This window comes from Sulfitobacter sp. 1A13679 (assembly GCF_043557115.1).
GTDB lineage: Bacteria > Pseudomonadota > Alphaproteobacteria > Rhodobacterales > Rhodobacteraceae > Sulfitobacter > Sulfitobacter faviae.
The window spans coordinates 20,497-45,500 of sequence record NZ_JBIFFO010000012.1 but is presented as its reverse complement, the minus strand read 5'-3'; the positions used below and the strand labels follow the sequence as shown (position 1 = coordinate 45,500).

Genomic DNA, 25,004 nt, shown 5'->3' with positions numbered 1-25,004 from the left:
CGGGCCACCCTTCGCATCACCAATCTCCCAAAGCCTGCTGCCACATGGTCATCGCCGCCACGACCGCCGTATCGGCCCGCAGGATGCGCGGGCCGAGCGTGACCGCATGGGCGTGATCGAAACTGTGCAGCCGTTTGCGCTCGCCCTCGGAAAAGCCGCCCTCGGGGCCGATCAGGATGGCCCATGGCCCCTGCGCATCCGTCGGCAGTGCGCCGCTTTCCCCGGCCAAAGCCTCATCGCAGAACATGATCTGACGGCTGCTGTCCCACTGATCCAACAACCGGCCCAGCTTCTCGGCCTCGGCCACTTCCGGCACATAGGTGCCGCCGCATTGCTCTGCCGCCTCAACCGCATGGGCCTGAAGGCGCGGCTGCTGCACGCGGCCTGCGTTGGTAAATTCGGTCATGACCGGCACGATGCGCGCGGCCCCCATCTCAGCCGCTTTCTCGACAATGAAATCGGTGCGGGTCTTTTTGATCGGGGCAAAGAGCAGCCATAGATCCGGCGGCATTTGCAAAGGCCGGGTCTGTTCGACACAGGTCAGCACCCCGCCGCGTTTGCCCGCCTCAGCGACCTCGGCCAGCCATTCGCCATCGCGCCCGTTGAACAAAAGCACCCCGGCCCCGACCGAGAGCCGCATCACCCCAAAGAGGTAATGCGCCTGCTCGCGCGCCAAAGGAACCGTTTGCCCCTGCCCCAAGGGCTGATCTACATACAATCTGATTTTCGCGTTCATAGGGCCAGATATATGCACAACCAGCCGCCTTCGCCAGATGCTACGCCCGATGCGCCTGTTGCCGATGCGGTGGCCGACAATTGGGTCGACCGTCACGCCCCGGCGGGGCTGCGCCCCTACCTGCGGCTGAGCCGCGCGGATCGGCCCATTGGCACATGGCTGCTGCTGCTGCCCTGCTGGTGGGGGCTGAGCCTTGCGATCCTCTTCGACCAGTCGCCGCGGTGGGAGGATCTGTGGATCTTCGCAGGCTGCGGCATCGGCGCTTTCCTGATGCGCGGCGCAGGCTGCACGTGGAACGACATCACCGACCGGCATATCGACGGCAAGGTCGCCCGCACCCGGCTGCGGCCCATCCCCTCGGGCGCGGTATCGGTGAAACAGGCGCTGGCGTGGATGGTGGGGCAGATGCTGCTGGCACTGCTGATCCTGCTGTCTTTCAACCAAGCGGCCATCGCCATGGGCGTGCTGGCGCTGCTGCCGGTGGCGATCTACCCCTTTGCCAAACGTTTCACTTGGTGGCCGCAGGTCTTTCTGGGCCTCGCCTTTAACTGGGGCGCCATGCTGGCTTGGACGGCCCATGCGGGCACGCTGCATGCGCCTGCCGTGGTGCTCTACTTCGCGGGCATCGCTTGGACGCTGTTTTATGACACGATCTATGCCCATCAGGATGCCGAGGATGACGCGCTGATCGGCGTGAAATCCACCGCCCGCCTCTTTGGTGAGAATTCCGGCAAATGGCTGCGGCGCTTCCTGATGGCCACGGTGGGGCTGATGGGGATTGCCGTGATCTATGCCGGGCTGCCCCAAGCCTCGGTACTGGCGCTGGCGCTGGCCCTTGGCGGGCCCTGGGCAATGGGATGGCATATGGCATGGCAGCTGCGCGGGCTGGATACCAAGGACAATGCCAAGCTCTTGCAGCTCTTCCGGGCCAACCGCGATACCGGCATGATCCCGCTGTTGTTTTTCGCGGCAAGCTTGCTGGCCTGATTGCACCCCCGACAGGACGCGCGTATCAAGTCGCAAGCTTAACAATCAGAAGTCCGCCCATGCGCCTCTCCGCCATTTTCACGATCGCCCTGACCTTTGCAGCCGCAGCGGTGGTCTCTCTGGTGGCGGCGAGCTTTTCGGTGCAACTGATCGAAGACACCTCGGAAATCGGCGTACGTGACGCGCTGGACGCGCAGGGCATGACATGGGCCGAAGTGCAGGCCGATGGCTTGCAGGTCACCCTCGCCGGGATCGCGCCGACCGAGGCCGTGCGCTTTCGCGCCCTGTCGACCGCAGGCACCGTGGTCGACGCCGCCCGCGTCATCGACGAGATGGAGGTCGAGGCCCAATCCGGCATCGCCCCGCCGCGTTTCTCTGCCGAGGTGCTGCGCAATGACGCGGGCATCTCGATCATCGGCCTGATCCCCACCAGCACCGACCGCGAGGCGGTGATCGATGCCTTTGGCGACATGGCGGGCGACGCCTCGGTCACCGATCTTCTGGAATCCGCGGATTATCCTGCGCCCGAAGGCTGGGAAGACGCGCTGAGCTTTGCCGTGCAGGCGATGGCCGATCTGCCCCGGGCTAAAGCCTCGGTTGATGCGGGGCGCGTGACCATCACCGCCATCGCCGACAGCGCCGCCGCTAAGACGCAGATGGAACGCAAGCTGCAACGTGCGGCCCCGCCCAGCCTGCGGCTGCGACTGGACATCGCGGCCCCGCGCCCGGTGATCACGCCCTTTACCTTGCGGTTTGAGATCGACGCGGAAGGCGCGCGTTTCGATGCCTGCTCTGCCGATACCGAAGCCGCCGCCGACCGTATCTTGAAAGCGGGCATCACCGCCGGCGCGCCTGAGAGCGCCGATTGCACCATCGGTCTGGGCGTGCCCAGCCCGAACTGGGGCCGCGCCGTGGCGCTGACCATCGACGCGCTGCGCCGCCTGGGCCAAGGCAGCATCTCTTTCGCCGATGCGGACATAACCTTGCTGGCCGCACCGGGCACCGAGTCCACCACATTCGACCGCGTGGTGGGCGAATTGGAAAACGCGCTTCCCGATGTCTTTGCCCTGACCGCGAAACTGCCCGAGGTCGAAGACCCTGACGCAGGCCCGCCCGAATTTACCGCGACCCTCTCGCCCGAGGGACAGGTGCAACTGCGCGGACGGCTCTCAAACGAGGGGCTGCGCGATCTGGCAGACAGCTACGCGAAATCGCATTTCGGCTCGGCCAACGTCTATACCGCCGCGCGGCTGGACGAGAACCTGCCGGGCGATTGGGCCACCCGCGTCCTGACCGGGCTTGAGGCCATGGCCTCCCTCGCCAACGGCTCTGTCAAAGTCACGCCTGACCGGCTTGAGGTGATGGGCAACACCGGCAACAAGGACGCCAACACCACCGTCGCCTCGCTTTTGGCCGATAAGCTGGGCGAAGGGGCGGATTACAGCATCGACATCACCTATCAAGAAAAGCTCGACCCCATCGCGGGCCTGCCGACACCCCAAGAATGCGAAGCCGAAATTCGCGAAATCCTGAAGATCGGCAAGATCACCTTTGAGCCGGGCAGCGCCACGATTGACGCCTCCGCGCTCGGGACGATGGACGATATCGCCGAGGTGCTGAAAAACTGCGGCGACATCCGGCTGGAGATTCAGGGCTACACCGACAGTCAGGGCCGCGAATCGATGAACCTGTCACTCTCGCAAAGCCGCGCGGAATCGGTTTTGAACGAATTACGCGCGCGCCGGGTGCTGACCTCCTCCTTCGTGGCCAAAGGCTATGGCGAGGAAAACCCCATCGCAGACAACAAGACCGAAGAGGGTCGCGAAGCCAACCGCCGCATCGAATTCCGCCTGATCCAGCCCGAGGCCGAGACCCCCGAGGACGAAACAGCGCTGGAATCTGCTGAAGAAACGGGCGATACCACGGCAGAAGAGATCGGGGAATCCGACGAAACCGAAGAAGGCAGCGGTGATGAGCAGAACTGAGTTTGTCCTGGCAACAGCCATCATTCTTTTCGTGGCCTTCTGCATGGGATGGTTCGCCAATTGGCTGCTGAACCGCTTTACCCGCGTGGCCGCCGATGACGTGGCCCAGCTGGACCGGATGAGCCAAGAGCTGCACGAAGCCGAGGAAACCCGCGATCAGGCGATCACCTACCTGCAACAGCGCGAGGCCGAGTTGACCAACCAACTGGCCCAGACCGAGGCTGAGCTGCGCGCCGCGATGGACGGGCTGCGCGACGCCCGCCATGAGGCCGAGGAAATGCGCGCCTATATCGAACGTCAGAAAGCCTAACCCCAGACCTTCGGAGCCCTGCCATGGCCAAACTCGCCCATTCCATGATCCGTGTCTTTGATGAGGCGGCATCGGTAAAGTTCTACGAAGACGTGTTCGGGCTGAAAATCGCGGACCGTCTGGATTTCGACAGTTTCACCCTGATCTACCTGCGCGATGCCACGGGCGCCTTCGAGCTGGAATTGACCGTCAACAAGGACCGCGAGACCCCTTACGATCTGGGCGACGGCTATGGCCATCTGGCTTTCGTGGTTGACGACCTTGAAGCAGCGCGCGAGACCGCGATCAAGGCCGGTGCCACCCCGCGCGAGATCGTTGATTTCCGCCCCGCCGGAGAGACCGTGGCGAAGTTCTTTTTCGTGGCAGACCCCGATGGCTATCAGATCGAAGTCATCGAAAAAGGTGGCCGCTTCGCCTGAGGCCGAAGCTCACCAGCGTTCCAGCGCGGCCTCGTCTTCGTCCTTTGCGGCGACCCATGCGTCACCCTCTGCCGTGATCTCGCGCTTCCAGAACGGCGCGCGGGATTTGAGGTAATCCATCAAAAACTCCGCTGCCTCGAACGCATGGCGGCGATGCCGCGCGGCGGTGGCGACCATCATGATCTGCTCCCCCGGCACCAGACGCCCGTAGCGGTGAATCACCAGCGCATCCTGCAGATCGAACCGCGCCATCGCTTGCTGCGCAATCTCGCGCAGTGCCTTTTCGGTCATCCCGGGGTAATGCTCGATCTCCATCGCGCTCAGCGTGCCCGCATCATTGTCGCGCACCACGCCTGTAAAGGTCACGATCGCGCCGCTGCTCCCCTCGCCCTTGGCAAAGCGCGCGGCCTCCTCACCCAGATCAAAGGGCGCTTCCTGCACCAAAACACGCATCGCTCAGCCCCCGGTCATCGGGGGGAAGAACGCCACTTCGCGCGCGCCCGCTAGCGGCGCGTCGAAGTCGGTCAATTCCTGATCCACGGCGACCCGCAGCGCGGAAAGGTCGGAAAAGGCCACTTCGTAGCGCTCCTCCCGGCCCCGCAATTCTTCGACCAATTCGGCCACCGTGGCGGCTTGGCTCTCGACCCGTTCGCGGGGCAGGCCGATGCGTTCGCGGACCCATGCGAAATACAAAACATCCATTAGCGTGGCTCCTTCAGATGCGGCAGCGCCTTGCGCAGATAGTCAAAGCCGGTGATGGCGGTCAGCACGGCGGCGACCCACAAAAGCGCCAGCCCCAGCAGCCCGGCCCATTCCATCCCGGCGAGTTTCCAGCCCAGCCCGAGATGATCTTCGACCTCGCCATCAAGGATCGCTTCGATCATCTGCTGGTCCATCCCGAAAACGCTCATCCCGAGGTAATGTTCGAACACGCCTTGCGAAAACAGCACGGCGATGGCGATCATCTGCAATGTCGTCTTCCACTTGGCCAATTGCGTCACCTTCAACGTGCCGGCGACATCGCCCAGATACTCCCGCAGACCCGAGACAAACACCTCGCGAAACAGGATCAGCGTGGCGGGGAGCACCAGCCACGGCGACCAGCTTGAGAAGGCGACGATCACCATCAGCGCGATCACCACCATCGCCTTGTCGGCAATCGGGTCGAGCATGGCGCCGAGTTTGGTTTCCTGCGCCCAAGCGCGGGCAAGGTAGCCATCGAACCAATCCGTCACCGCCGCCCCAACAAAGAGCAGCAGGGCGAACCAATCGGCATAGGGACGCGTAAAATAGAGAAACATGACCGCCACACCGGGGGCCGCGACCAGCCTGAGCAGGGTCAGGATATTGGGCAAATTCCATTTCATGACGTTATCCTATCTTGCGCCGTTCGTGGCTGAAAGGACGAAACCGCCCCGCCTGCGGGCCGTCGCCACCACGGGGCCGCCCGCCCTAGCCTTTTTCATGGAAATAGCCGTAGATCGTCTCGGCCAGTGCATCCGACACGCCCTCGACCGCCTTGAGATCGCTGAGGTTCGCGCGGCTTACCGCCTTGGCCGAACCAAAATGCGCGAGCAGCGCACGCTTGCGCGCAGCGCCGACGCCCGGCACATCGTCGAGCGGCGTGGCGCTGACCCCCTTGGCCCGTTTGGCACGGTGGGTGCCAATGGCGAAACGGTGCGCCTCATCCCGCAAGCGCTGCACGAAATAAAGCACCGGATCGTTGTGGCGCAGCGCCATGGGGCGCTTGCCGACGCGGTGGAACTCTTCCTTGCCCGCGTCGCGGTCAATGCCCTTGGCGACGCCGACCATGGGGATATCCTCGACCCCATGCTGCGCCATGATAGACGCCACGGCGCTCACCTGCCCCGCGCCGCCGTCGATCAGCAGCAGATCGGGCCAAAGGCCGCGGCTGCGGTCCGGGTCTTCTTTGATAAGCCGTTTGAACCGGCGGTGCAGCACCTCTTTCATCATGCCGAAGTCATCGCCCGGGGTCAGGTCATCGCCGCGGATGTTGAACTTGCGGTACTGGTTTTTCATCATGCCTTCCGGCCCCGCCACGATCATCGCGCCGACGGCATTGGTGCCTTGGATATGCGAGTTGTCGTAAACCTCGATCCGCTGCGGCGGCTTGGGCAGGTCAAAGGCATCGGCCAGCCCCTGCAAGAGCTTGGTCTGGGTCGCTGTCTCGGCCATCTTGCGGGCAAGGCTTTCGCGCGCATTGCGCAGCGCCCCGTCGACCAGTTCGGCCTTCTCACCCCGTTTCGGCACCAGCAGTTCGACCTTACGGCCCAGCTTGCCGCTCAGCGCTTCGGCCATGAGGTCAGGATTCTCGATTTCGTTGCTAAGGATCAACTGACGGGGCGGCTCACGGGTGTCGTAGAACTGGCCAATGAAAGCCTCCAACACCTCGGCGGCGTCGATCTCGCTGCCGATCCGGGGGTAATAGTCGTGGTTGCCCCAGTTCTGGTTGGCGCGGATGAAGAAGACCTGCACGCAGGCCTGACCGCTTTCCATGTGCAGCGCGATAATGTCGGCCTCGTTCACCCCCTGCGGGTTGATGCCTTGAGCGGTCTGAACCTGCGTCAGCGCCTTGATCCGGTCGCGCAGGGCGGCGGCGCGTTCGAACTCCATCGCCTCTGACGCCTCTTCCATGTCCCGCGCCAAACGGCCCTGAATATCCGTCGATTTGCCGCCTAGAAACCGCTCCGCATCGCGCACAGTCTCGCGATAATCCTCGGCCGAGATTTTGCCGACACAGGGGGCGGAGCAACGTTTGATCTGATGCTGCAAACAGGGCCGCGTGCGGCTGTCGAACATCGCGTTGGAACAGTCCCGCAACAAGAACACCCGTTGCAGTTGGTTCAGCGTCCGGTTCACCGCGCCCGCGCTGGCGAAGGGGCCATAATAGCTGCCCTTCTCCTTTTTCGCGCCGCGGTGTTTCTTGATCTGAGGGTAGTCGTGATCGGCGGTGACAAGGATATTGGGAAAGCTCTTGTCGTCGCGCAGCAGCACGTTGAACTTGGGCTTGAGCTGCTTGATCAGGTTCTGTTCGAGCAGCAGCGCCTCGGTCTCGGTCTTGGTGGTCAGAAACATCATCGAGGCGGTATTGGCGATCATCCGCGAGATCCGCGCCGAATGCCCCGTTGGCCGCGCATAGGACGACACCCGCGCCCGCAGGTTCCGCGCCTTGCCGACGTAAAGCACGCGGCTTTCCGCATCGAGCATCCGGTAGACGCCCGGCGAGGAATCGAGCGACTTCAGATAGGCTTGAATCACCTTTCGGCCTTGCGGCGGAGGGCTGTCGTTGGGCGTGGTCATCTCAGGCGCTGATTCTCGTGCTTCGCTGCAATAGGACGGCTATGGGGGCAAGCTTTAACATGTCCACCAAACATGTGGATAACTCTGCCGATAACTTCTGGGCATCTTGGATTTCTCTTTGTTTTTAACATGGTTCGCTGATTTGCCTAATTTTTAGGCGCGCCCATAATATCCTGATTTCGTTCATTCTTTTGTTTACCATGAAACAAGCCTCTGAAAACAAAAGGGTTTCGGTAACACTTTGGTTACATAGGTTAAGGACGTGCAAAACTTCCCGCATGCGCGTCAGTTTCGGGGGCTTTTAGGGCTTGTTTCCCATTGCAAATGCTCTCCGCCATCGGTGCAGATAAGCTGCCCCGTGACCCCCGGCGAATCGATGAAATACCCCAGTGCCGCCGTAATATCCTCGGGATTCGCGCCGCGGCCCAGAACCGTGCCGCGGCGCTGCACGGCAAAGTCATCGGGGTCTTGATGCGGGCCTTGCAGGGTCGGGCCGGGCCCGATGCCGTTCACGCGGATCGCGGGGGCCAGCGCCTGTGCGGTGGTGCGTGTCATCGCCCATAGGCCCATCTTGGCGATCGTATAGGTGGTGAACTCTGGCGTGAGGTTACGCACCCGCTGGTCCAGCATATTGACGATCAAACCGCTGGCACGCGGTTCTCCCCCCGCGTCGGTATCGGGGGTCAGCCCCTGCCCCGCCATCGCCTGCGTCAACACGAAGGGCGCGCGCAGGTTGCTGCCCATATGGCGGTCCCAGCTTTCGCGCGTGGCGCTGGTGATATCGTCTTGCTCGAAAATCGAAGCGTTGTTCACAAGACAGGTGATCGGCCCGCCGAGCGCTTTGGCCGCGCGGGGCAAAAGCGCCGCGGCTGCGGTGTCGTCGAGAAGGTCAACTTGCAGGGCCACGGCGCGGCGGCCCATGGCCGCAATCTCGTCGGCGGTCGCCTCGGCCCCGGCGCGCGAGGTGGCATAATGCACCGCCACATCAAAGCCGCGCTGCCCGAGGTAGAGCGCCATGGCGCGGCCCAGACGTTGCCCGGCTCCGGTCACCAATGCCCGCCGCATCTGCTGCCCTCCTCAGATCAGGATGATAAACAAATAAAGCCCGTAAAGCGCGCTCAGCACCACGCCCCAAAGCCGGGTGATATCCCGCCCCAGATAGACAAAGGGGACCAGCAAGAGCGACGCGCCCAACATCACCCAAAGGTCGATCCGCAAGAAGGCTTCGTCGACCGAGATCGGACCGACAAGGCTCGCGATGCCGATGATCGCCAACAGGTTGAACATGTTGGAGCCGATCACATTGCCAAGCGCCACATCCGCCTGACGGCGCAGCGCCGCCATCACCGTGGTCGCAAGCTCAGGCAGCGACGTACCCACGGCCACCAACGTGAGGCCGATCACCGTATCACTGACCCCATAGGTCTGGGCGATGATCGTGGCGTTATCCACCAAAAGGCTCGCCCCCAAGGGCAGGCCGATCAGCCCGAGGATCAGGAACATCGCGATCTGCCAACCCGCCATATCGGGGTCTGCGCCTTCGGGCTCTTCCTCATCCTCTGCCGCGCTGCTGCGGCAGGCGTGGCGGTGGTCCTTGGCATCGCGGAAAGCGTCGAAAAGCATATAGGCCAGACCGGCGAGCAGGATCAGCCCGGCGATCCAGTCAAAGACGCCGCGGAAGGCCAGTGCGATGAACAAGAGCGAGGCCGCGATCATCTGGTTATAGGTCTTGCGGGTGCTGCATTCCGAGGTGTGCATCGTCGCCAATAGTGCCGGAATGCCCAGCACCATCAGGATATTGGCCGTATTTGACCCCACCACATTGCCAAGCGCCAGCCCCGGCACCCCGTCCAAGATCGCCTTGACCGAGATCAACAACTCCGGCGCCGAAGTGCCAAAGGCCACGATGGTCAGGCTGACGATCAACGCGGGCACGCCAAGGCGCAGCGACAGGTTCACCGCCCCTTTCACCAGCGCATCCCCCGCAAACAGCAGGATCACGAGGCCAAGCCCCGAAAGTAGCCACGGCATCAGCATCAACGCCCTCCCTTACAGGCACAATCGTCTTTGCCAATGCGGTAACGCCCGCAGTCACGGCATTTGGACCGGGTCAGGCGTTTGCCCCCCAGCCAATGCATTTTTCCAAACCAAGCCATGAGGCCCATGGCCACCAGAAACAGCAGGACGATCTTGAAAACCATGGGCTAGAGACCAAACCGCGCGAAGGCCGCGCGTTCCTCTATGCCCTGCACCGCGTCCTGCATCATCTGCACGCCAAAGCGCGACAACAGCCCGCGTTTCACGCCATAGCGGCGCAGCCTGACCTTGTCGCCAAAGCGCTCTTTCAGAAGTGGCTTCAGATGGCCGATCCCGTCGATCAACCCCAGTTCGGCAGCGCGTTTCGCCAGCCAGATTTCCCCGGTAAACAGGTCTTGCCCCTCGGGCAGCTTGCCCGCGCGGCGGGTCTTCACATGGTCGATGAAGTTCTCATGGATGTCTTCGAGAAGCACCTTCAGCCGGGCGACATCCTCGGGATTTTCGGGGCGGAACGGGTCGAGCATGGATTTGCTCTGCCCTGCCGTATAGACGCGCCGCTCGACCCCATGATCGCGGATGAACTCATGCACCCCGAAGGAGGCCGAGATCACCCCGATGGAGCCGACGACCGAGCTTGGGTCCGCGTAGATCTCATCTGCCGCTGCCGCCAACCAATAGCCGCCCGAGGCGGCCACATCCTCGACGAAGGCGATGACGGGAATGTTATTTTCCTCGGACAGCCGCCGGATGCGCGCGCCGATCAACGACGATTGCACCGGGCTGCCACCGGGGGAGTTGATCTCCAAGGCGACAGCGGCAGGCTTGCCCTTGGCAAAAGCCTTTTCGATGACCGGACCCATGGTGGCATCGTTCAACACCGCGCGGCCCTGCGCGCCGATCATGCCGGAAAGCCGGATTACGGAAACGCTGGGCGGGGATTTCAGGAAGGGCAGCCGAATTCTCATGCTCTTCATGTAGAACGCCCACCCCGCGCAAACAAGGCGGACGCCCAAGTTTCGTAGGCTCAGGCCCGCAGACGCCAGCCGGTGCGGAAAATCCACCAGATCACGCCGAGGCAAAGCGCCGTAAACAGCGCGATGGCGGCAAGGCTGGTGATGATCGGCACATCCGCCGCGCCGAAAAACGCCCAGCGGAAGCCCGAGATCAGATAGACCACCGGGTTAAAATGCGAGATCACCTGCCAGACCGGCGGCAGCATCGAGATCGAGTAGAAAGACCCGCCAAGGAAGACCAACGGCGTGACAATCAACAGCGGCACCAGTTGCAACTGCTCGAAATTGCCCGCCCAGATGCCGATGATAAAGCCCATCAGCGCGAAGCTGATGCAGGTCAGGATCAGGAAGGCCACCATGGCGATGGGGTGCTGGATCGTGATGTCGACAAAGAAGAAGGCCGTGATCAGGATGATTGTACCGATAAAGAGCGCCTTGGTCGCCGCCGCGCCGACATAGCCGATGACGATCTCGAAGAAGTTGATCGGCGCCGAAAGCAACTCGTAAACCGTGCCGATGAACTTCGGGAAATAAATCCCGAAAGAGGCGTTGGAGATCGACTGCGTGATGACGCTGAGCATGATCAGCCCCGGCACGATGAAGGCGCCGTAGCTCACGCCCTCGACCTCATCGATGCGGCTGCCGATGGCGGCGCCGAAAACCACGAAGTAAAGCGAGGTCGAGAGTACCGGGGAGATGATGCTCTGCGTGATGGTGCGAAAGAAACGCGCCATTTCAAAAGCGTAGATGGCTTTGATCGCGGTCCAGTTCATGCCGCATCCTCCTTGAGCAGGTCGACAAAGATATCTTCCAAGCTGCTTTGCCGTGTCGCCACGTCTTGCAGCACCAGACCGCTTTCCGCGACCTTGGAGAGCAGCTTGGTGATGCCGGTCCGCTCGGCATTGGTGTCATAAGTGTAGATCAGCGATTGCCCATCGGCGGACAACTCCACGTCCGGGGATTGCAGCGCCGGCGGCACTTCGGTGATCGGCTCGGTCAGTTGGACTTCGAGTTGCTTCTTGCCCATCCGTGCCATCAGCGCGTGTTTCTCTTCGACCAGCAGCAATTCGCCCTTGGCGATGACGCCGATCCGGTCGGCGATGGCCTCGGCCTCTTCGATGTAATGGGTGGTCAAGATGATTGTCACGCCCGAGGCTTTCAGCCCCGCCACGATTTCCCACATATCCTTGCGCAGTTCTACGTCGACGCCTGCGGTCGGCTCATCCAGAAACAGCACCTTCGGGTCATGCGCCAGCGCCTTGGCGATCAGCACGCGGCGTTTCATCCCGCCCGAAAGCTCGCGGATCTGGCTGTCTTTCTTATCCCAGAGCGAGAGTTGCCGCAGGATTTTCTCCAACACCGCCTCATCCGCCGGACGGCCAAACAGCCCGCGCGAGAAGCGCACGGTGTTGATGACCTTCTCAAAGGGTTCGAGATTAATCTCCTGCGGGACCAGCCCGATCATCGAACGTGCCGCGCGGAAATCATCCCGAATGTCATGGCCGCCGACGGTCACCTTGCCGCTGGTCGCGGTGGTGATGCCGCAGATGGTCGAAATGAGCGTCGTCTTCCCCGCCCCGTTCGAGCCCAGAAGCGCGAGAATCTCGCCCTTCTCGATCTGTAGATTGACCCCTTTGAGCGCCTCGAAACCGCCCGCGTAGGATTTACGCAGGTTCTGAATATCCACGATTGTCGGCATGGTCGTCTCCGCTTTGGTAAGGCGCGCAACCTAACCGGCTTTGCACCGGCTGAACAGATGCCTTCAGGTCTTGGCGCGGCCGAACCAGCCCTTTTTGGCGGGCGCGTCTTCTTCGGTGGCCGACGCCTCTACGCCCTCCTCTGCCGGACCTTCGAGCGAGGATTGCAGGTTGTCGAAGAACTGATCCGCCATTTTCTTGGCGAAACCGTCGATGATCCGGCTGCCAAGCTGCGCCAGCTTGCCGCCGACCTTGGCCTCGACATCATAACTCAGCTCGGTCCCGCCGTCCTTTTCGGCCAGCCGCACTTCCGCCCCGCCCTTGGCGAAACCGGCGGCACCGCCCTTGCCCTCGCCGGTGATGGTCAGCGCTTCGTTCGGCATCAGATCGGAGAGCTTCACGTGCCCCTTGAACGTCGCCTTCACCGGGCCGACCTTTTGCACCACCGTCGCGTCATAGCCCTCTTCGACCGAGCCTGAGACCTCTTGCGCGCCGGGCACGCAGGTTTGCAGCATCTCCGGGTCCAGTAATGCCGCGTAAACCTCGGCGGGGGTGGCGGCGATCTGGCGGGTGTCGGACATCTGCATGGCTGGCTCTCCCTTAGGCGTATCGCAACAGTCTAGCGGGTAAATCTGCGCAAACCAATGTCAAAGCGCTGGACCTTACGCGCCGGGCTGATAGGTCTTTGCCATGACAAGTAATTCCCATAACCGCGCCGGACTGGCGATCGGGCTGATCCTTCTCGGCGTCGCCGCGATTTCGGTCAATGACATGCTGATCAAACGTCTGTCGGGCGGCTATCCGCTGCATCAGATCGTCTTTACCCGCTCGGCCATCGGGATTCTGCTGGGGCTGGTGCTGGTCAAACTCGAAGGCGGGTTTCACCTGCTCAAAACGCGGCAGCCGGGACTGCATCTGCTGCGCGGGCTGCTCATCGTGATTTCGAACATGTCCTTCTTTCTGGCGCTGTCGGTTCTGCCGTTGGCCGAGGCGACGGCGCTGTTCTTTGCAGCCCCCCTCTTCATTACGGTGCTGTCGATCCCGCTTCTGGGTGAAAAGGTCGGCCCGCTGCGCCTTGGCGCGGTGATCGTGGGGTTCATCGGCGTGGTAATCATGATGCGCCCGTGGGCCAGCACCGCGACGCTCGAAGTCTCCCGCTGGGTGTTGCTGCTGCCGGTGCTGGCGGCGCTGACCTATGCGTTGAACCAATTGATGACCCGCAAGCTTGGGGTGAACTCCAAAGCCTCGGCGCTGATGGTCTATATCCAAGCCGCCTTTGTCGCCGTGTCGCTGGGGTTCTTCCTGATCGCGGGTGATGGGCGGTTCGTGGATGAAGGCAGCAGTGCCTCGCTCCAGTTCCTGCTGCGCGCGTGGATTTGGCCCGCGCAGGAGGATTACCTCACCTTCCTCGGCATTGGGTTGAACATCGCGCTGATCGGCTATTGCCTTAGCCAAGCCTACCGGCTGGGGGATGCTGCCACCGTGGCCCCGTTCGAATATATCGGCCTGCCGCTGGCGGTGTTCTGGGGTTTCGTGATCTTCGGCGACCTCCCGGTCTGGGAGGTCTGGGTCGGGATCGCGCTGATCCTCGCCTCGGGTCTGTTCGTCTACCTGCGCGAGCGCCAGAAGGCGCTGCGCGTGACTCGTTTGCAGGGCGGGCGGCGGGCTTAAGCCGCCACCTCGACCACCACTTTGCCCGTCGCCTTGCGGTCGCGCAGCAGGGCCAGCGCCTCATTCGCCTGTTCCAGCGGCATCACATTGCTGACATGGGGTTTCAGCTTGCCCGCGACATACCATTTGATCAGCTCGGCGAAACTGTCGGTCAGGACCGAAGGTTTGATCTTGGCATAGCCGCCCCAGTAAAAGCCCAAAACGGTGAGGTTTTTCACCAGCAGGATATTGGCCGGGATCTGCGGCACCTCGCCACTGGCAAAGCCCAAGGGGATCAGCCGCGCTTCGGGGTTGCAGGCGCGCATGGCGGCTTTGAACTGATCACCGCCCACCGGGTCATAGACCACATCCGCCCCGCCCAATTCCTTGACGATGGCGCGGATGTCGTCGGTCTCAGAATTAATCAGGTGATCGGCGCCCGCCTCTTTACAAACGGCGAGCTTATCTTCGCCGCGCGCCACGGCGATCACCTCGGCCCCCATCAGCTTGCCCAGTTCCACCGCCGTCAGCCCGATGCCGCCCGATGCGCCCAAGACCAGCAGCCGCTCGCCCGGCTGCAACCGCGCCTTATAGTCCAACGCCACATGGCTGGTGCCATAGGCAATGAGAAAGGCCGCCGCGTCGACCGCTGTCATCTCTTCGGGGGTCGGCACGCAGACCGCCGCCGGAATGGCGGCATATTCGGCCAGACCGTCAAAGCCGGTATAGGCCGCCACGCGCTGGCCGACCTTCAGGTGATCCACCCCCGCGCCCAGAGCGGTGATCGTGCCCGCCATTTCCATCCCCAGCGTGAAGGGCAGCGGCGGTTTTTCTTGATAGGTGCCCTTGATGATCAACAGATCGCCAAAGTTCAGCCCGCAGGTCTCGACCTGAACCAGCACCTCGCCCTGCCCCGGCATCGGCATCTCAAGCTCTTGCAGGGTAAGCGGTTCGTCATAGGCGGTGACTTGCATTGCGCGCATCGGGCTGTCCTTTCGTGCTGCTTTGGCCTGAAGAGGCCAGAAGCCAGCGCGCTTGGCAAGGCCCGTGGCCCGCGCCGCTGCGTCAGCCGGGCATGATGACCAGCCGGATGCCATAGGCCACCACCGCCAGCAAAGCGACGCTGGCCAGCCAAAGCGCCACGAACCAGCCCGCGCGTTTCAGCCAATGGCGCATCAGTGATAGCCCTCCTCGGGGTCGATCTTGCCGCGGAACACCCAATAGGCATAGGCGGTGTAGCTCAGGATCAGCGGCAGCAGCACCAAGGTGCCGACCAGCGCGAACATCAGGCTCTCATCCGGGGCGGCAGCCTCTGCAATGGTCAGGCTCGGCGGGACCATATGGGGGTAGAAACTGATCCCGATGCCGATAAAGCCCAGCACGAAAAGCGCCAGCGCGCAGAAGAACGGCTGCTTGTCGCCGCGGCGTTGCAACCCGCGCAGCATGCCGAAGGCCGCAAGCGCCACCAGCAGAGGCACGATGCCGCTGAAGAGCGCGGTGGGCCACGCGAACCAGCGTTCGAAATAGACCGCATCGGTGAAGGGCGTCCAAAGGCTGACCAGCCCCATGAAGACCAGTGTCGCCACCGCCAACGGCCATGCAAGGCGGCGCATATGCGCTTGGATGCGGCCTTCAAGCTTCATGTTGAGCCATGTGGCGCCCAAGAGCGCATAGCCCGTGGTCACCGCCACACCGGTCAGGATCGAGAAGGGCGTGAGCCAATCCCACCAGCCGCCCGCATAGGCGCGGCCTTCGATCTCGATCCCCTGCACCAGCGCGCCCAAGGCGATGCCCTGACAGAAGGAAGCCACCAGCGAGCCGCCGAAGAACGCCATGTCCCACAGCGGTTTCCAGCGTTTCGTGCGCCAGCGGTACTCGAAGGCAACGCCGCGGAAGATGAGGCCCAGCAGCATCAGGATGATCGGCATGTAAAGCGCGGGCATCACCACCGCATAGGCCAGCGGAAAAACGGCGAAGAGCCCGCCGCCGCCCAAGACTAGCCACGTCTCATTGCCGTCCCAGATCGGCGCAACCGAGTTCATCATCACATTGCGCTCGCCCTCATCCTTGGTCATCGGAAAGAGCAGCCCAACACCCAGATCGAAGCCATCGAGGATGACGTAGATCAACACCGCTGCGGCGATGATCCCGGCCCAGATGAACGAAAGTTCAAGTCCAAACATCTCAGCTCTCCTCGCCCTTGTTATGCGCGGTCTTGTCTCTGACCGCCGCCTCTTCGCCGACAGCAAGGATCGGCCCCTCGCCGCGCGCTGGGTCGTTCTGCGCCGCCCCGTCTTGCGCGTCGTCCCCCTGAACGTCGTCGCGTTCATCCTCCAGCACATGACCGACAACCGGCTTGCGCATCATCGCCAGAATATACCAAGTGCCCGCGCCGAAGACGAAGAAATACACCACAATGAAAGCGATCAGGGAGGTCGCGACCGCCGGCGCCTCAATCGGGGCGAGGCTTTCCGAGGTCCGCAACAGCCCGTAGACGGTGAAGGGCTGCCGCCCGACCTCGGTCGTGATCCAGCCCGCCAGCACCGCGACAAAGCCGGTGGGGCCCATCAGCAGCGCCAGCCGGTGCAGCATCGGCGCATCGTAAAGCCACCCGCGCAGCCGCGCGAAGGCCGCCCAAAGCCCCAGCCCCAGCATCGCAAAGCCAAGCGCGATCATGATGCGGAAAGACCAAAAGACGATGGCCACCGGCGGCTCATCCGCGTCTGGGATCGTATCCAGCCCGTCGAGCGGCGCGTTCAGATCGTGCTTGAGGATCAGCGACGACAGTTTGGGAATTTCTACCGCGTAGTCGATGCGCTTTTCCTCGGGGTTCGGGATACCAAAGAGGATCAGCGGCGCGCCCTCTGGGTGGCTGTCGTAATGCCCCTCCATCGCCATGACCTTGGCGGGCTGATGCTCCAGCGTGTTCAGCCCGTGCATATCGCCTGCAAGGATTTGGAGCGGTGTGACCAGCAAGAGCATCCACATCGCCATGGAGAACATCCGCCGCGCCGCCGCATCCGCACGGTCGCGCAGCAGATGCAGCCCCCCGACGCCGCCGACGACCAGCGCCGTGGTGAGATAGGCCGCCAGCACCATATGCACCAAACGGTAGGGGAAGGAGGGGTTGAAGACGATCGCCCACCAATCCTCGGGCACGAATTGGCCCACGTCATTGATGGCAAAGCCCGCAGGCGTCTGCATCCAAGAGTTCACCGACAGGATCCATGTGGCCGAGGCCAGCGTGCCAAGCGCGACCAGCGCTGTGGCGAACATATGCAGCCCGTCGCCCACCCGTTTGCGGCCAAAAAGCATGATGCCCAAAAAGCCCGCCTCAAGGAAAAAGGCCGAGAGCACCTCATAGGCCATCAACGGCCCGACCACCGGCCCCGCCTTGTCAGAGAAGACCGACCAGTTGGTGCCGATCTGGTAGGACATGACGATGCCCGAGACGACCCCCATGCCAAAGGCCACAGCGAAGATTTTCTTCCAGTAGTTGAAGAGCTTCAAATAGGTCTCTTCGCGTTTCCACAGCCAGAGCGCGTTGAGCACGGCCAGAAAGCTCGCCAACCCGATCGAGAAAGCCGGGAAGATGATGTGGAACGAAACCGTGAATGCAAATTGCACCCGCGCTAGGATTTCGGCGGTGTAACCGTCGAGCATATGAAGCCCCCGCGTATTGTTTCCTGACCTATATAGGACCGGGCGGCGGGAGCGGCACAGGCTAAATTGCCGCAGTGCTTGGCCCGCGCTCTAGCTGTCGAACGTCACCACGACGCGCAGCCCCGGCGCGTTGTCGGCAAGCTCCAGCCTTGCCCCATGGAGTTTCGCCACCCCATCGACCAGCGCCAGACCCAGCCCATGACCCGGCGTGCCCCGGCTGCGATCCAGCCGGTAAAGCCGCTGCAACACTTTGTCGCGGTCCTCAGCCGGAATGCCGGGACCGCCGTCCGCCACCGTGAGCGTGACCTGCCCCGCCGCCTGTTTCAGCGCGACCTTCACCGCCTCGGCATCCCCGGAATGGCGCAAGGCGTTTTCAATCAGATTGGCCAGCAATTGCCCCAAAAGCGCACGATCACCGGTGACATGAACCGGCGTTTCGGGCAGATCGCAAAGCAGGTGTTTGCCCTGCTCCCCTGCTGCGGGTTCGTAAAGCTCGACCATGGTGCGGCAAAGCGCGGTGAGGTCGACGGAGGCGAAATGCGCGCGGGCCTCGCCCTGCTCCACCTGCGCCAATTGCAAAAGCGATTGAAAGATCGCGGCGATGCCCTCCAACTCGGCCCGGGCACGGGCAAGCGGTTCGGCGCGGTCCGCGCCCGCAGCCTCGGCCCGGTCCAGATCGTCAAGATGAACCGAGACACGCTGAATCGGGGTCTTCAGGTCATGCGCGATATCGAGAGAGACCTGCCGCAGCGCCGCAACGGAGGTTTCCTGCGCCCGAGCCATCTGGTTCACCGCCTCACCGATGCGCAGCAGGTCGTCCGACCAGCGCGGCCCCGGCGCGACCCTTGCTGCCAGATCCCCCGTCGTCAGCCGGTCTAGCGTGGCACGGATCACCTCCACATGGCGTTTGGAGCGACGGGCAAGGATCAGCCCGCCCGACAGCGCGATCAGCACCGTGGGCAGCAGGCTTACCAGCAGAATATTGACGAAAACTTCACGCAGGGCCGTGATCTCGGCCCGGCTGCGCGCGATGGTCAAAAGCCCGCCATAGAGCGTGTCGGTCAGGGTCAGGTAAACACCCCGATACTCCGCCCGTGCCGCGCCGATCGAGACGATGTGATAGCCCTCGTTATCCCGCGCGATGGCCCCGTTGCCGTAGATACGCCCATTGGGGCCGATGTAGCTGAGGATCAGCCGGTTCGGGTCGGTCTCACGCGATTCCGCCTCGACCAGCCGCGCGAGCGCGGCGGCGCCGGGGGCGGCACGAAAGCCCGCCATGTCCTGTGCCAGATCGGCGCGGATCGCTTGCTCGAAGGACCGCTGGGTGACTGCATAGCTGGCCGCGAGGCTGAGCAGGCTGACGATGGTGAACAAAAGCACCAGCAAAAGCGCCAGACGCAGCGGCATCGACCGCCAGAGCCCCGCGAGCCGCGCCCTCATGCGTCGATCCTATAGCCCGCGCCGCGCACGGTCTGAATGAGTTCGCTGTCAAAGGGCCGGTCGACCTTGGCCCGCAGGCGGCTGATGTGGGTCTCGACCACATTGGTCATCGGGTCGAAAGAGATGTCCCAGACCGCTTCCAGCAGCATGGTGCGGGTCTGCACCCGGCCCTTGCGGCGCAAGAGATGCTCCAAGAGGGCAAACTCCCGCGGCAGCAGGTCGATCTCTTGGCCCGCCCGTGTCACCCGGCGGCTGATGAGGTCCATGGTCAGGTCGCCCGCGCGCAGGACCGTCTCCTGCTCCAACGCCTGCGGGCGGCGGGCCAGTGCGTTGACCCGCGCCGAAAGCTCTCCGAAGGCGAAGGGTTTGACCAGATAGTCATCCGCCCCGGCATTGAGCCCGTCGATCCGGTCCTCCACCGCGCCCATCGCCGTCAGCAGCAGCACCGGCGTGGTATTGCCCGCCCCGCGCAGGGTTTTCAGCAGCGCCAGCCCATCCAACTCGGGCAGCATCCGGTCAAGGATCAGCACGTCATATTGCCCGGTGGTGGCCTGCACCAACCCGTCGCGGCCATCGGCCACCACATCCACCGCATGCCCCTCCTCGCGCAGGCCACGCGCGATATAGGTGCTGGTGGTGGTATCATCTTCGACAACAAGCAGTTTCATCGTGTCCTCATGTAGGATTGCCGATGAATTATGCCAAATTCGCCGCCCTTGCAGCCCGCAGTCGGCAATCTCACAAATTTGTATAGGGCGCGGAAAGGCACTGTAAAACCGCAGGTCCAGATAGGCTCCCGGAACGACCGAATGCACAGCAAGGAGCATGCAATGACCAAGACCCTTTCCAAAGCCCCCCGCGCCGCCGCCCTTGCGCTGAGCGCCGCGATGGCCGCCACGCCGATGCTGGCGCTGGCCCCCTCGGCCGCGCTTGCGGTCCCGCCGGGCGGCTATGCCGACCTGGTCGAGGCCGTCTCCCCGGCCGTCGTCTTCATCGAAGTGACCGGCAAGCAGCAGCAGGCCGTGGCCCAGCAACAGCTGCCCCCTGGCATGCCCGAGGAACTGCGCCGCCGGTTCGAGCACATGCTGCCCGGTCAGGATGGCGCCGCCCCCGCCCCGCGTCAGGGTCTGGGTTCGGGCTTCATCATCTCCGAGGACGGCCAGATCGTGACCAACCACCACGTCGTCGCAGATGCCGAGACAGTGACCGTGAAACTCGCCGATGGCCGCAAGTTCGACGCCGAGGCGGTGGGCAGTGACGCGATGACCGACATCGCGCTGCTGAAAGTCTCTGCGGATGTGGACCTGCCCAAAGTGGACTTTGGCACCTCGAAAACCCTGCGCGTGGGGGATGAGGTCGTGGCCGTGGGCAACCCCTTCGGCCTTGGCGGCACCGTCACTTCGGGCATCGTCTCGGCCCTGTCGCGCGACATCCAGGCAGGCCCCTTCGATGACTTTATCCAAACCGACGCGGCGATCAACCGCGGCAACTCCGGCGGGCCGCTGTTCAACAACGACGGCGAGGTCGTGGGCGTGAACACCGCGATCCTGAGCCCGGGTGGCGGGTCGGTCGGCATCGGCTTCTCGGTGCCCTCGGATCTGGTGCAGACCATCGTCGCCGATCTGGCCGATGACGGGTCGGTCGAGCGTGGCTGGTTGGGCGTGCAGATCCGGCCCATGACCCCCGAGGTCGCCAATGTGTTGGGCTATGACGAGCCGCGCGGCGCGGTGATCGAAGCGATTACCGAAGACAGCCCCGCCGCCAAAGCGGGCCTCAAGAAGGGCGACATCATCCTGTCCTTCGGCGACACAGAGGTGGACGATCTGCGCGACCTGACCCGTGCGGTGGCCACCACCACGCCCGAGAGCGCGGCAGAGGTCGTCGTGCTGCGCAAAGGGTCTGAACAGACCCTCGACGTGACCGTGGGCGCGCTGAAACCCAAGCCGGCGTGATCCACGCCTTCCCGGCGCTCCTCATGCCGCCGGGAAGCCCCCAGCCCTTCGCCCTCGCCGGGGGCTGGGCAGCCTGCCCCGGTGGTCCTGCACTGCCGGGGCTTTTTATGTCCCCTCGCCGCCATCACCTTCGCCTGATGGTGCATTGTGCATATGGAACCGCACCAGTTCCGCCACGGAATTCGCCTCAAGCTTGCGCATCACCCGCGCGCGGTGCACCTCGACCGTCTTGATAGAGATGTCCATCTCGCTGCCGATCTCACGGTTCGACAGCCCTGCCGCCACACGCTCGAACACCCGATGCTCCTGCGGGGTGAGCCGGGCCAGAAGCTGCGCATTTTCGACCTCTGCCGCCTTGCTCTTGCGCCGGGCCGCATCGGACTGAAGGGCGGCGTTAATCAGGTCGAGCATGTTTTGGTTGTTGAAGGGTTTTTCGATGAAATCCACTGCCCCCGCCTTCATCGCCGTCACAGCGGTAGAGACATCGCCGAAGGCCGTCATCAGGATCAGCGGCAGTTTGATCCCCCGCGCGTTCAGCGCCTTTTGCAACTCCAGACCGCTCATCCCCGGCATCCGCACATCGCTCACAAGGCAGCAGCAACCGCTGTCCTCATAGCTATCGAGGAACGCCGCCGCCGATGCAAAGGGAATGGCGCGCAGCCCAACGGAGCCCAGCAACCACACCAGAGACTCCCGCACCGCGGCGTCATCATCGACGACGTAAACGATCCCTTCTTCCGACATTCTACTTTTGCACCTCCAAGGGCAGACGCACGGTCAGGCAGGCGCCTTCGGCATCGGATTTCGTCACGGCGATCGTTCCGCCATGGGACAGAACGATCGTTTCGCAAATCGCCAGCCCCACGCCAAGCCCCTTGTCCTTGGTCGAGCGGAAGGCGCTGAAAGCGGTCTGCGCGGGCATGTCCGGGGCAAAGCCGCGCCCCGCGTCGGCCACGTCGATCACGATCTCACCGGCTTCGCAGCGCGCGGTGACCGACACTTCGGCATCCTCACGCTCCGCCTCGCGACAGGCGTCGATGCCGTTCTTGATCAGGTTGATCAACAGCTGCTCAATCTCGATCCGCGCGCAATGCAGGGCGACTTCCCCACATTGATCGTTGATGGCCACGGTGACCCCGGTGGCCGAGCTTTCGGGCTGGATCAGCAGTTGCACCGAGCGGAGGATCTCGTCAAAGCGGACCGCATTGCGGTCGGCATCGTCGCTATGCAGATAGTTCGACATGGAGCGCAGGATGGCGCTGGCCCGTTCAGATTGGCTTTGCATATTGTTGAGCACGGCGATCATATCCTCTCTCTCAAGCTGGTCGTTCTTGGCACGCAGCACGCAGCCTGCGGCAAAATTGTGAATAGCGGCTAAAGGCTGGTTCAATTCATGGGCGATGGCGGCGGTCATCTGGCCCAGCGTTTCGCGCCGGTTGAGCAGTTGCAGCGCCGTTTCATGCCGGTGCAGCCGCTCTTCGCGCTCGACCTTTTCGGTGATGTCGGCGGCGATGGTCAAAAGCCCGCCCGCGGCCACGGGGTAATCCGTCACCTCTAACCAACGGCCCGTCGATGTCCGCGCGCGAAAGAATTTGGCCGGGGTGTTGCGCCGGTCGCGCCGCTGCGCGCTCCAGCGGAACTTGCCTTCGGTGGTCGTCGCCATTTTGCCGGTCTGGATAAAATGGGCGAGCAATTCATCAAAGTGTTTGCCGATGATATCGCCCTCCATCCCGGCATAGGTCGCGCGATATTCTTCGTTGCAATAGACCAGCCGGTCGCTGCTGTCGAAAAGCGCCACCATGGTCGAGATATTCTCGAAAGCCAGCGCCAGAGCCTCCAGCGCGCTTTTGCGCTCGGTCTCGGCGGTGGCGATTTCGGTCATGTCGAAACAGGTGCCGCGATAGCCTGCCAGTTCCGCTTGGGCATCGAAGAAAGGTTTGCCTGACATGTCGATCTGCCGTGTCCGCTCCTTGCCCAAGGGCAAGACCAACCGCAGATCGCGAAAGGTTTCTCGCGCGGCGAAGCGTTGTTTCAGCAGGTCGTAATCCCCTTGGTCTTTCGCCACATCGGCTTCGGCAAGGGTCTTGCCCAGATCGAAGATCGGGGTCTCCGCATCGGTCTGACGGCCCCCGCCAGACAGAAAGGTGAAACGCCCTTCGGCGTCCATCTCCCAGACCCAATCGGTCGCGCTTTCGGTGAAGTCGCGAAAGCGGGTTTCGCTTTCCACCAGTTCTGTCAGCACGTTCTGCTGATCCGTCACATCTTGGATCGCGGCCAGCAGATGCACATGACGGCCCCGGTCCAAACGGCGAATGCAGGCGCGCGCTTCAATCTGGCGTCCGCTGGCGGCAAGAAACTTGACGTTCTCCACCACATCGCGCGGACGGCTGCCTGCCATATGCACCATATGCAGGTTGTTGCGGATCGTGGCGCGGCTGCGCGGCTCCACGAAACTCTGCCCCTGCTGCCACATCTCGCGCAGGTCTTGCGCGTCGCGGCCCAAAAGCGCTTCCACCTCGGGCGAGGCATCGACCAGCGCGCCCTGCTGATCCCACTCCAGATAGCCGATCCCCGCCACCTCTGCCGCAAGCGCATGTTTCGCCGCGCTGACCTCTGCCTCATGCACCGCGTCCTGCACGGCGGAGCGGTCCATGATCATCACCAACACCCCCACCACCTGCCCCCGGTCGGACAGCGGCTGATAGACCGCCGCCCCTTGGGTGCGGTCCAGCACGGGGCGCGAGAAATCGAAATGCCATGTGACCTGCCGCCCGGCCAAGGCCTTTTCAAGGTTGTCCGAAATCTCGTCCAGCAGGACCGGTGGGACGATCTGCGACAGGTGTTTGCCCACGATCTCATCCGCTGGCCTGCCGAAGGACGCGCTATAGGCGTCATTGACGAAAGCATAGGTCATATCTGGCGTGAGAAAGGCCGCCTGCACTGGCAAATGGTTAAGGAAGTCGGGCAATCTGCGCCGTGTCTCATCGGTGTTGGCGGTGTTTTGCAGCTTGCGCCGGTTGCGCATCACGCGCCAGACCTGCGCCACCAGCACCGCAAGCGCCGCCACCGCAAAGACCAGTTCGATCGGGGCGCCATAGGCGCCGCCGCGCGGGGCCGATGCCAAGACCACGGCGACATAAAGCGCCAAGACCGCAACCGCGCCCCCCACGGCGAAACGGTTGATCGCATCGCCGATCTGCTTGGCGATCATCACGCCGGACAAGACGATCCCGCACAGCGCAATCAATGTAAACGCCGCGACCAAGCTCATGCGCACCTCTACTTTCCCTCAAAAGGTCGGCTTTTTCGGCTCCCCTGTCTATTGGGGGAAACCCTGACAAGGGCCGATTAGACCGCCTCGTAAAAGGGGTATACGACGGCGCGCCATAAATTCGTGAAAATATCTGCCCCAATTTCAGCAGCTTGTTCCCGACTATAGGGGATAACCCTGACCCGGCTGGGGCTTTGCCCAATTGGCGGCGCAATTTCAGGCCGGTAGCTTGTGCTCACCCCACGGAATTAGCCGGGTGTTTTATTTTCAAAACGCGGATTTTGCAGTGACAGATAGTGAAACCCCACCCTCGAAGCCCTCTGACGCAAAGGCAGAAAGCAAGACGCCCACGCAGGCCGATTTGATGGAGATCCGCAGCCTCTACGCTCGGGCCGACGCGATGGCCGAAGCCGCTGAGAAAGCGGGCAAATCCGACGGTGAAGCGCAGCCTGCCGCGGCCCCGCCCCCACAGAGCGCCGAACAGGGTGATGAATGGAATGACGCGGGCTAAGCGCCGAGACCG

At 63.0% G+C, this 25,004-nt stretch carries 26 protein-coding genes; 7 read left to right on the top strand and 19 right to left on the bottom strand.

Going from position 1 to position 25,004, the window contains the following annotated elements; all coding sequences use genetic code 11:
• Positions 1-16: 16 nt before the first annotated feature.
• A complete protein-coding gene (locus tag ACGYLA_RS10985) occupies positions 17-736 on the bottom strand; it encodes a 16S rRNA (uracil(1498)-N(3))-methyltransferase (RefSeq protein WP_394432394.1) in 720 nt (239 codons plus the stop codon).
• A 12-nt stretch (positions 737-748) separates the two neighbouring features.
• Here ACGYLA_RS10985 and ubiA point away from each other — a divergent pair, with 12 nt between their 5' ends.
• The 4 genes from ubiA to ACGYLA_RS10965 are packed head-to-tail and all read left to right on the top strand — an operon-like array spanning position 749 to position 4,437.
• On the top strand, positions 749-1,723 hold the full coding sequence (ubiA, locus tag ACGYLA_RS10980; protein WP_394432392.1) for a 4-hydroxybenzoate octaprenyltransferase: 975 nt from the start codon (positions 749-751) through the stop codon (positions 1,721-1,723).
• 59 nt (positions 1,724-1,782) lie between these two features.
• Complete coding sequence (locus tag ACGYLA_RS10975) at positions 1,783-3,708, top strand: OmpA family protein (RefSeq protein ID WP_394432390.1); 1,926 nt, start codon at positions 1,783-1,785, stop codon at positions 3,706-3,708.
• On the top strand, positions 3,695-4,018 hold the full coding sequence (locus ACGYLA_RS10970) for a hypothetical protein (protein WP_007118939.1): 324 nt from the start codon (positions 3,695-3,697) through the stop codon (positions 4,016-4,018). Before ACGYLA_RS10975 ends, ACGYLA_RS10970 begins: the two co-directional genes overlap by 14 nt.
• A 23-nt stretch (positions 4,019-4,041) precedes the next feature.
• Positions 4,042-4,437: a VOC family protein gene (locus ACGYLA_RS10965; RefSeq protein WP_271693024.1), complete on the top strand. Its 396-nt coding sequence runs from the start codon at positions 4,042-4,044 to the stop codon at positions 4,435-4,437.
• A gap of 9 nt (positions 4,438-4,446) precedes the next feature.
• Here the strand turns inward: ACGYLA_RS10965 and ACGYLA_RS10960 are convergent, their stop codons facing one another.
• From ACGYLA_RS10960 to ACGYLA_RS10915, 10 genes are all read right to left on the bottom strand, one after another.
• Positions 4,447-4,890, bottom strand: a complete 444-nt coding sequence (locus ACGYLA_RS10960; protein WP_394432388.1) for a molybdenum cofactor biosynthesis protein MoaE — start codon at positions 4,888-4,890, stop codon at positions 4,447-4,449.
• Between the two features lie 3 nt (positions 4,891-4,893).
• Positions 4,894-5,139 carry a molybdopterin converting factor subunit 1 gene (gene moaD, locus ACGYLA_RS10955; protein ID WP_394432386.1) on the bottom strand — a complete coding sequence of 82 codons (246 nt, stop codon included), beginning with the start codon at positions 5,137-5,139 and terminating at the stop codon, positions 4,894-4,896.
• Positions 5,139-5,804, bottom strand: coding sequence for a CDP-diacylglycerol--glycerol-3-phosphate 3-phosphatidyltransferase (gene pgsA / locus ACGYLA_RS10950; RefSeq protein WP_067265553.1), 666 nt, complete (start codon positions 5,802-5,804; stop codon positions 5,139-5,141). The genes moaD and pgsA overlap by 1 nt, the downstream gene beginning before the upstream one ends.
• An 85-nt stretch (positions 5,805-5,889) precedes the next feature.
• On the bottom strand, positions 5,890-7,758 hold the full coding sequence (gene uvrC, locus ACGYLA_RS10945; RefSeq protein ID WP_394432384.1) for an excinuclease ABC subunit UvrC: 1,869 nt from the start codon (positions 7,756-7,758) through the stop codon (positions 5,890-5,892).
• Between the two features lie 285 nt (positions 7,759-8,043).
• A complete protein-coding gene (locus tag ACGYLA_RS10940) occupies positions 8,044-8,823 on the bottom strand; it encodes an SDR family oxidoreductase (protein WP_394432382.1) in 780 nt (259 codons plus the stop codon).
• Positions 8,824-8,835: 12 nt separating this feature from the next.
• Positions 8,836-9,789, bottom strand: a complete 954-nt coding sequence (locus tag ACGYLA_RS10935; RefSeq protein ID WP_394432380.1) for a calcium/sodium antiporter — start codon at positions 9,787-9,789, stop codon at positions 8,836-8,838.
• Positions 9,790-9,962: 173 nt separating this feature from the next.
• Positions 9,963-10,760: a S49 family peptidase gene (locus ACGYLA_RS10930; protein ID WP_394432504.1), complete on the bottom strand. Its 798-nt coding sequence runs from the start codon at positions 10,758-10,760 to the stop codon at positions 9,963-9,965.
• Positions 10,761-10,819: 59 nt separating this feature from the next.
• A complete protein-coding gene (locus ACGYLA_RS10925; protein WP_067265544.1) occupies positions 10,820-11,581 on the bottom strand; it encodes an ABC transporter permease in 762 nt (253 codons plus the stop codon).
• Complete coding sequence (locus ACGYLA_RS10920) at positions 11,578-12,507, bottom strand: ABC transporter ATP-binding protein (protein WP_271693019.1); 930 nt, start codon at positions 12,505-12,507, stop codon at positions 11,578-11,580. Before ACGYLA_RS10920 ends, ACGYLA_RS10925 begins: the two co-directional genes overlap by 4 nt.
• Positions 12,508-12,570: 63 nt before the next feature.
• Complete coding sequence (locus tag ACGYLA_RS10915; protein ID WP_394432377.1) at positions 12,571-13,092, bottom strand: CoxG family protein; 522 nt, start codon at positions 13,090-13,092, stop codon at positions 12,571-12,573.
• Between the two features lie 103 nt (positions 13,093-13,195).
• Here ACGYLA_RS10915 and ACGYLA_RS10910 point away from each other — a divergent pair, with 103 nt between their 5' ends.
• Positions 13,196-14,176, top strand: coding sequence for a DMT family transporter (locus ACGYLA_RS10910; RefSeq protein WP_394432375.1), 981 nt, complete (start codon positions 13,196-13,198; stop codon positions 14,174-14,176).
• Here ACGYLA_RS10910 and ACGYLA_RS10905 read toward each other — a convergent pair.
• The 6 genes from ACGYLA_RS10905 to ACGYLA_RS10880 all read right to left on the bottom strand — a co-directional run bounded on the left by ACGYLA_RS10905 (position 14,173) and on the right by ACGYLA_RS10880 (position 19,926).
• Positions 14,173-15,138 carry an NADPH:quinone oxidoreductase family protein gene (locus ACGYLA_RS10905; RefSeq protein WP_394432373.1) on the bottom strand — a complete coding sequence of 322 codons (966 nt, stop codon included), beginning with the start codon at positions 15,136-15,138 and terminating at the stop codon, positions 14,173-14,175. The two genes, ACGYLA_RS10910 and ACGYLA_RS10905, sit on opposite strands and share 4 nt — an antisense overlap.
• An 82-nt stretch (positions 15,139-15,220) precedes the next feature.
• A complete protein-coding gene (locus tag ACGYLA_RS10900; RefSeq protein ID WP_136720396.1) occupies positions 15,221-15,331 on the bottom strand; it encodes a DUF2474 family protein in 111 nt (36 codons plus the stop codon).
• Positions 15,331-16,338, bottom strand: a complete 1,008-nt coding sequence (cydB, locus tag ACGYLA_RS10895) for a cytochrome d ubiquinol oxidase subunit II (protein ID WP_209218325.1) — start codon at positions 16,336-16,338, stop codon at positions 15,331-15,333. Before cydB ends, ACGYLA_RS10900 begins: the two co-directional genes overlap by 1 nt.
• A gap of 1 nt (position 16,339) precedes the next feature.
• Entirely contained in the window at positions 16,340-17,818 is a 1,479-nt protein-coding gene (locus tag ACGYLA_RS10890; protein ID WP_394432371.1) for a cytochrome ubiquinol oxidase subunit I, read from the bottom strand.
• 90 nt (positions 17,819-17,908) lie between these two features.
• Positions 17,909-19,258 carry a sensor histidine kinase gene (locus tag ACGYLA_RS10885; protein WP_394432369.1) on the bottom strand — a complete coding sequence of 450 codons (1,350 nt, stop codon included), beginning with the start codon at positions 19,256-19,258 and terminating at the stop codon, positions 17,909-17,911.
• A complete protein-coding gene (locus tag ACGYLA_RS10880; RefSeq protein WP_394432367.1) occupies positions 19,255-19,926 on the bottom strand; it encodes a response regulator in 672 nt (223 codons plus the stop codon). Before ACGYLA_RS10880 ends, ACGYLA_RS10885 begins: the two co-directional genes overlap by 4 nt.
• A 162-nt stretch (positions 19,927-20,088) precedes the next feature.
• On the opposite strand from ACGYLA_RS10880, the gene ACGYLA_RS10875 reads away from it, so the two are divergent.
• Complete coding sequence (locus tag ACGYLA_RS10875; protein WP_394432365.1) at positions 20,089-21,210, top strand: Do family serine endopeptidase; 1,122 nt, start codon at positions 20,089-20,091, stop codon at positions 21,208-21,210.
• Between the two features lie 105 nt (positions 21,211-21,315).
• Here the strand turns inward: ACGYLA_RS10875 and ACGYLA_RS10870 are convergent, their stop codons facing one another.
• Positions 21,316-21,954, bottom strand: a complete 639-nt coding sequence (locus ACGYLA_RS10870) for a response regulator transcription factor (RefSeq protein WP_394411626.1) — start codon at positions 21,952-21,954, stop codon at positions 21,316-21,318.
• Between the two features lies 1 nt (position 21,955).
• Positions 21,956-24,481 (bottom strand): PAS domain-containing protein, encoded by a 2,526-nt coding sequence (locus ACGYLA_RS10865; protein WP_394432362.1) that lies wholly within the window; start codon positions 24,479-24,481, stop codon positions 21,956-21,958.
• Between the two features lie 286 nt (positions 24,482-24,767).
• Here ACGYLA_RS10865 and ACGYLA_RS10860 point away from each other — a divergent pair, with 286 nt between their 5' ends.
• Positions 24,768-24,992: a hypothetical protein gene (locus tag ACGYLA_RS10860; RefSeq protein ID WP_394417012.1), complete on the top strand. Its 225-nt coding sequence runs from the start codon at positions 24,768-24,770 to the stop codon at positions 24,990-24,992.
• The last annotated feature ends 12 nt before the right edge of the window (positions 24,993-25,004 follow it).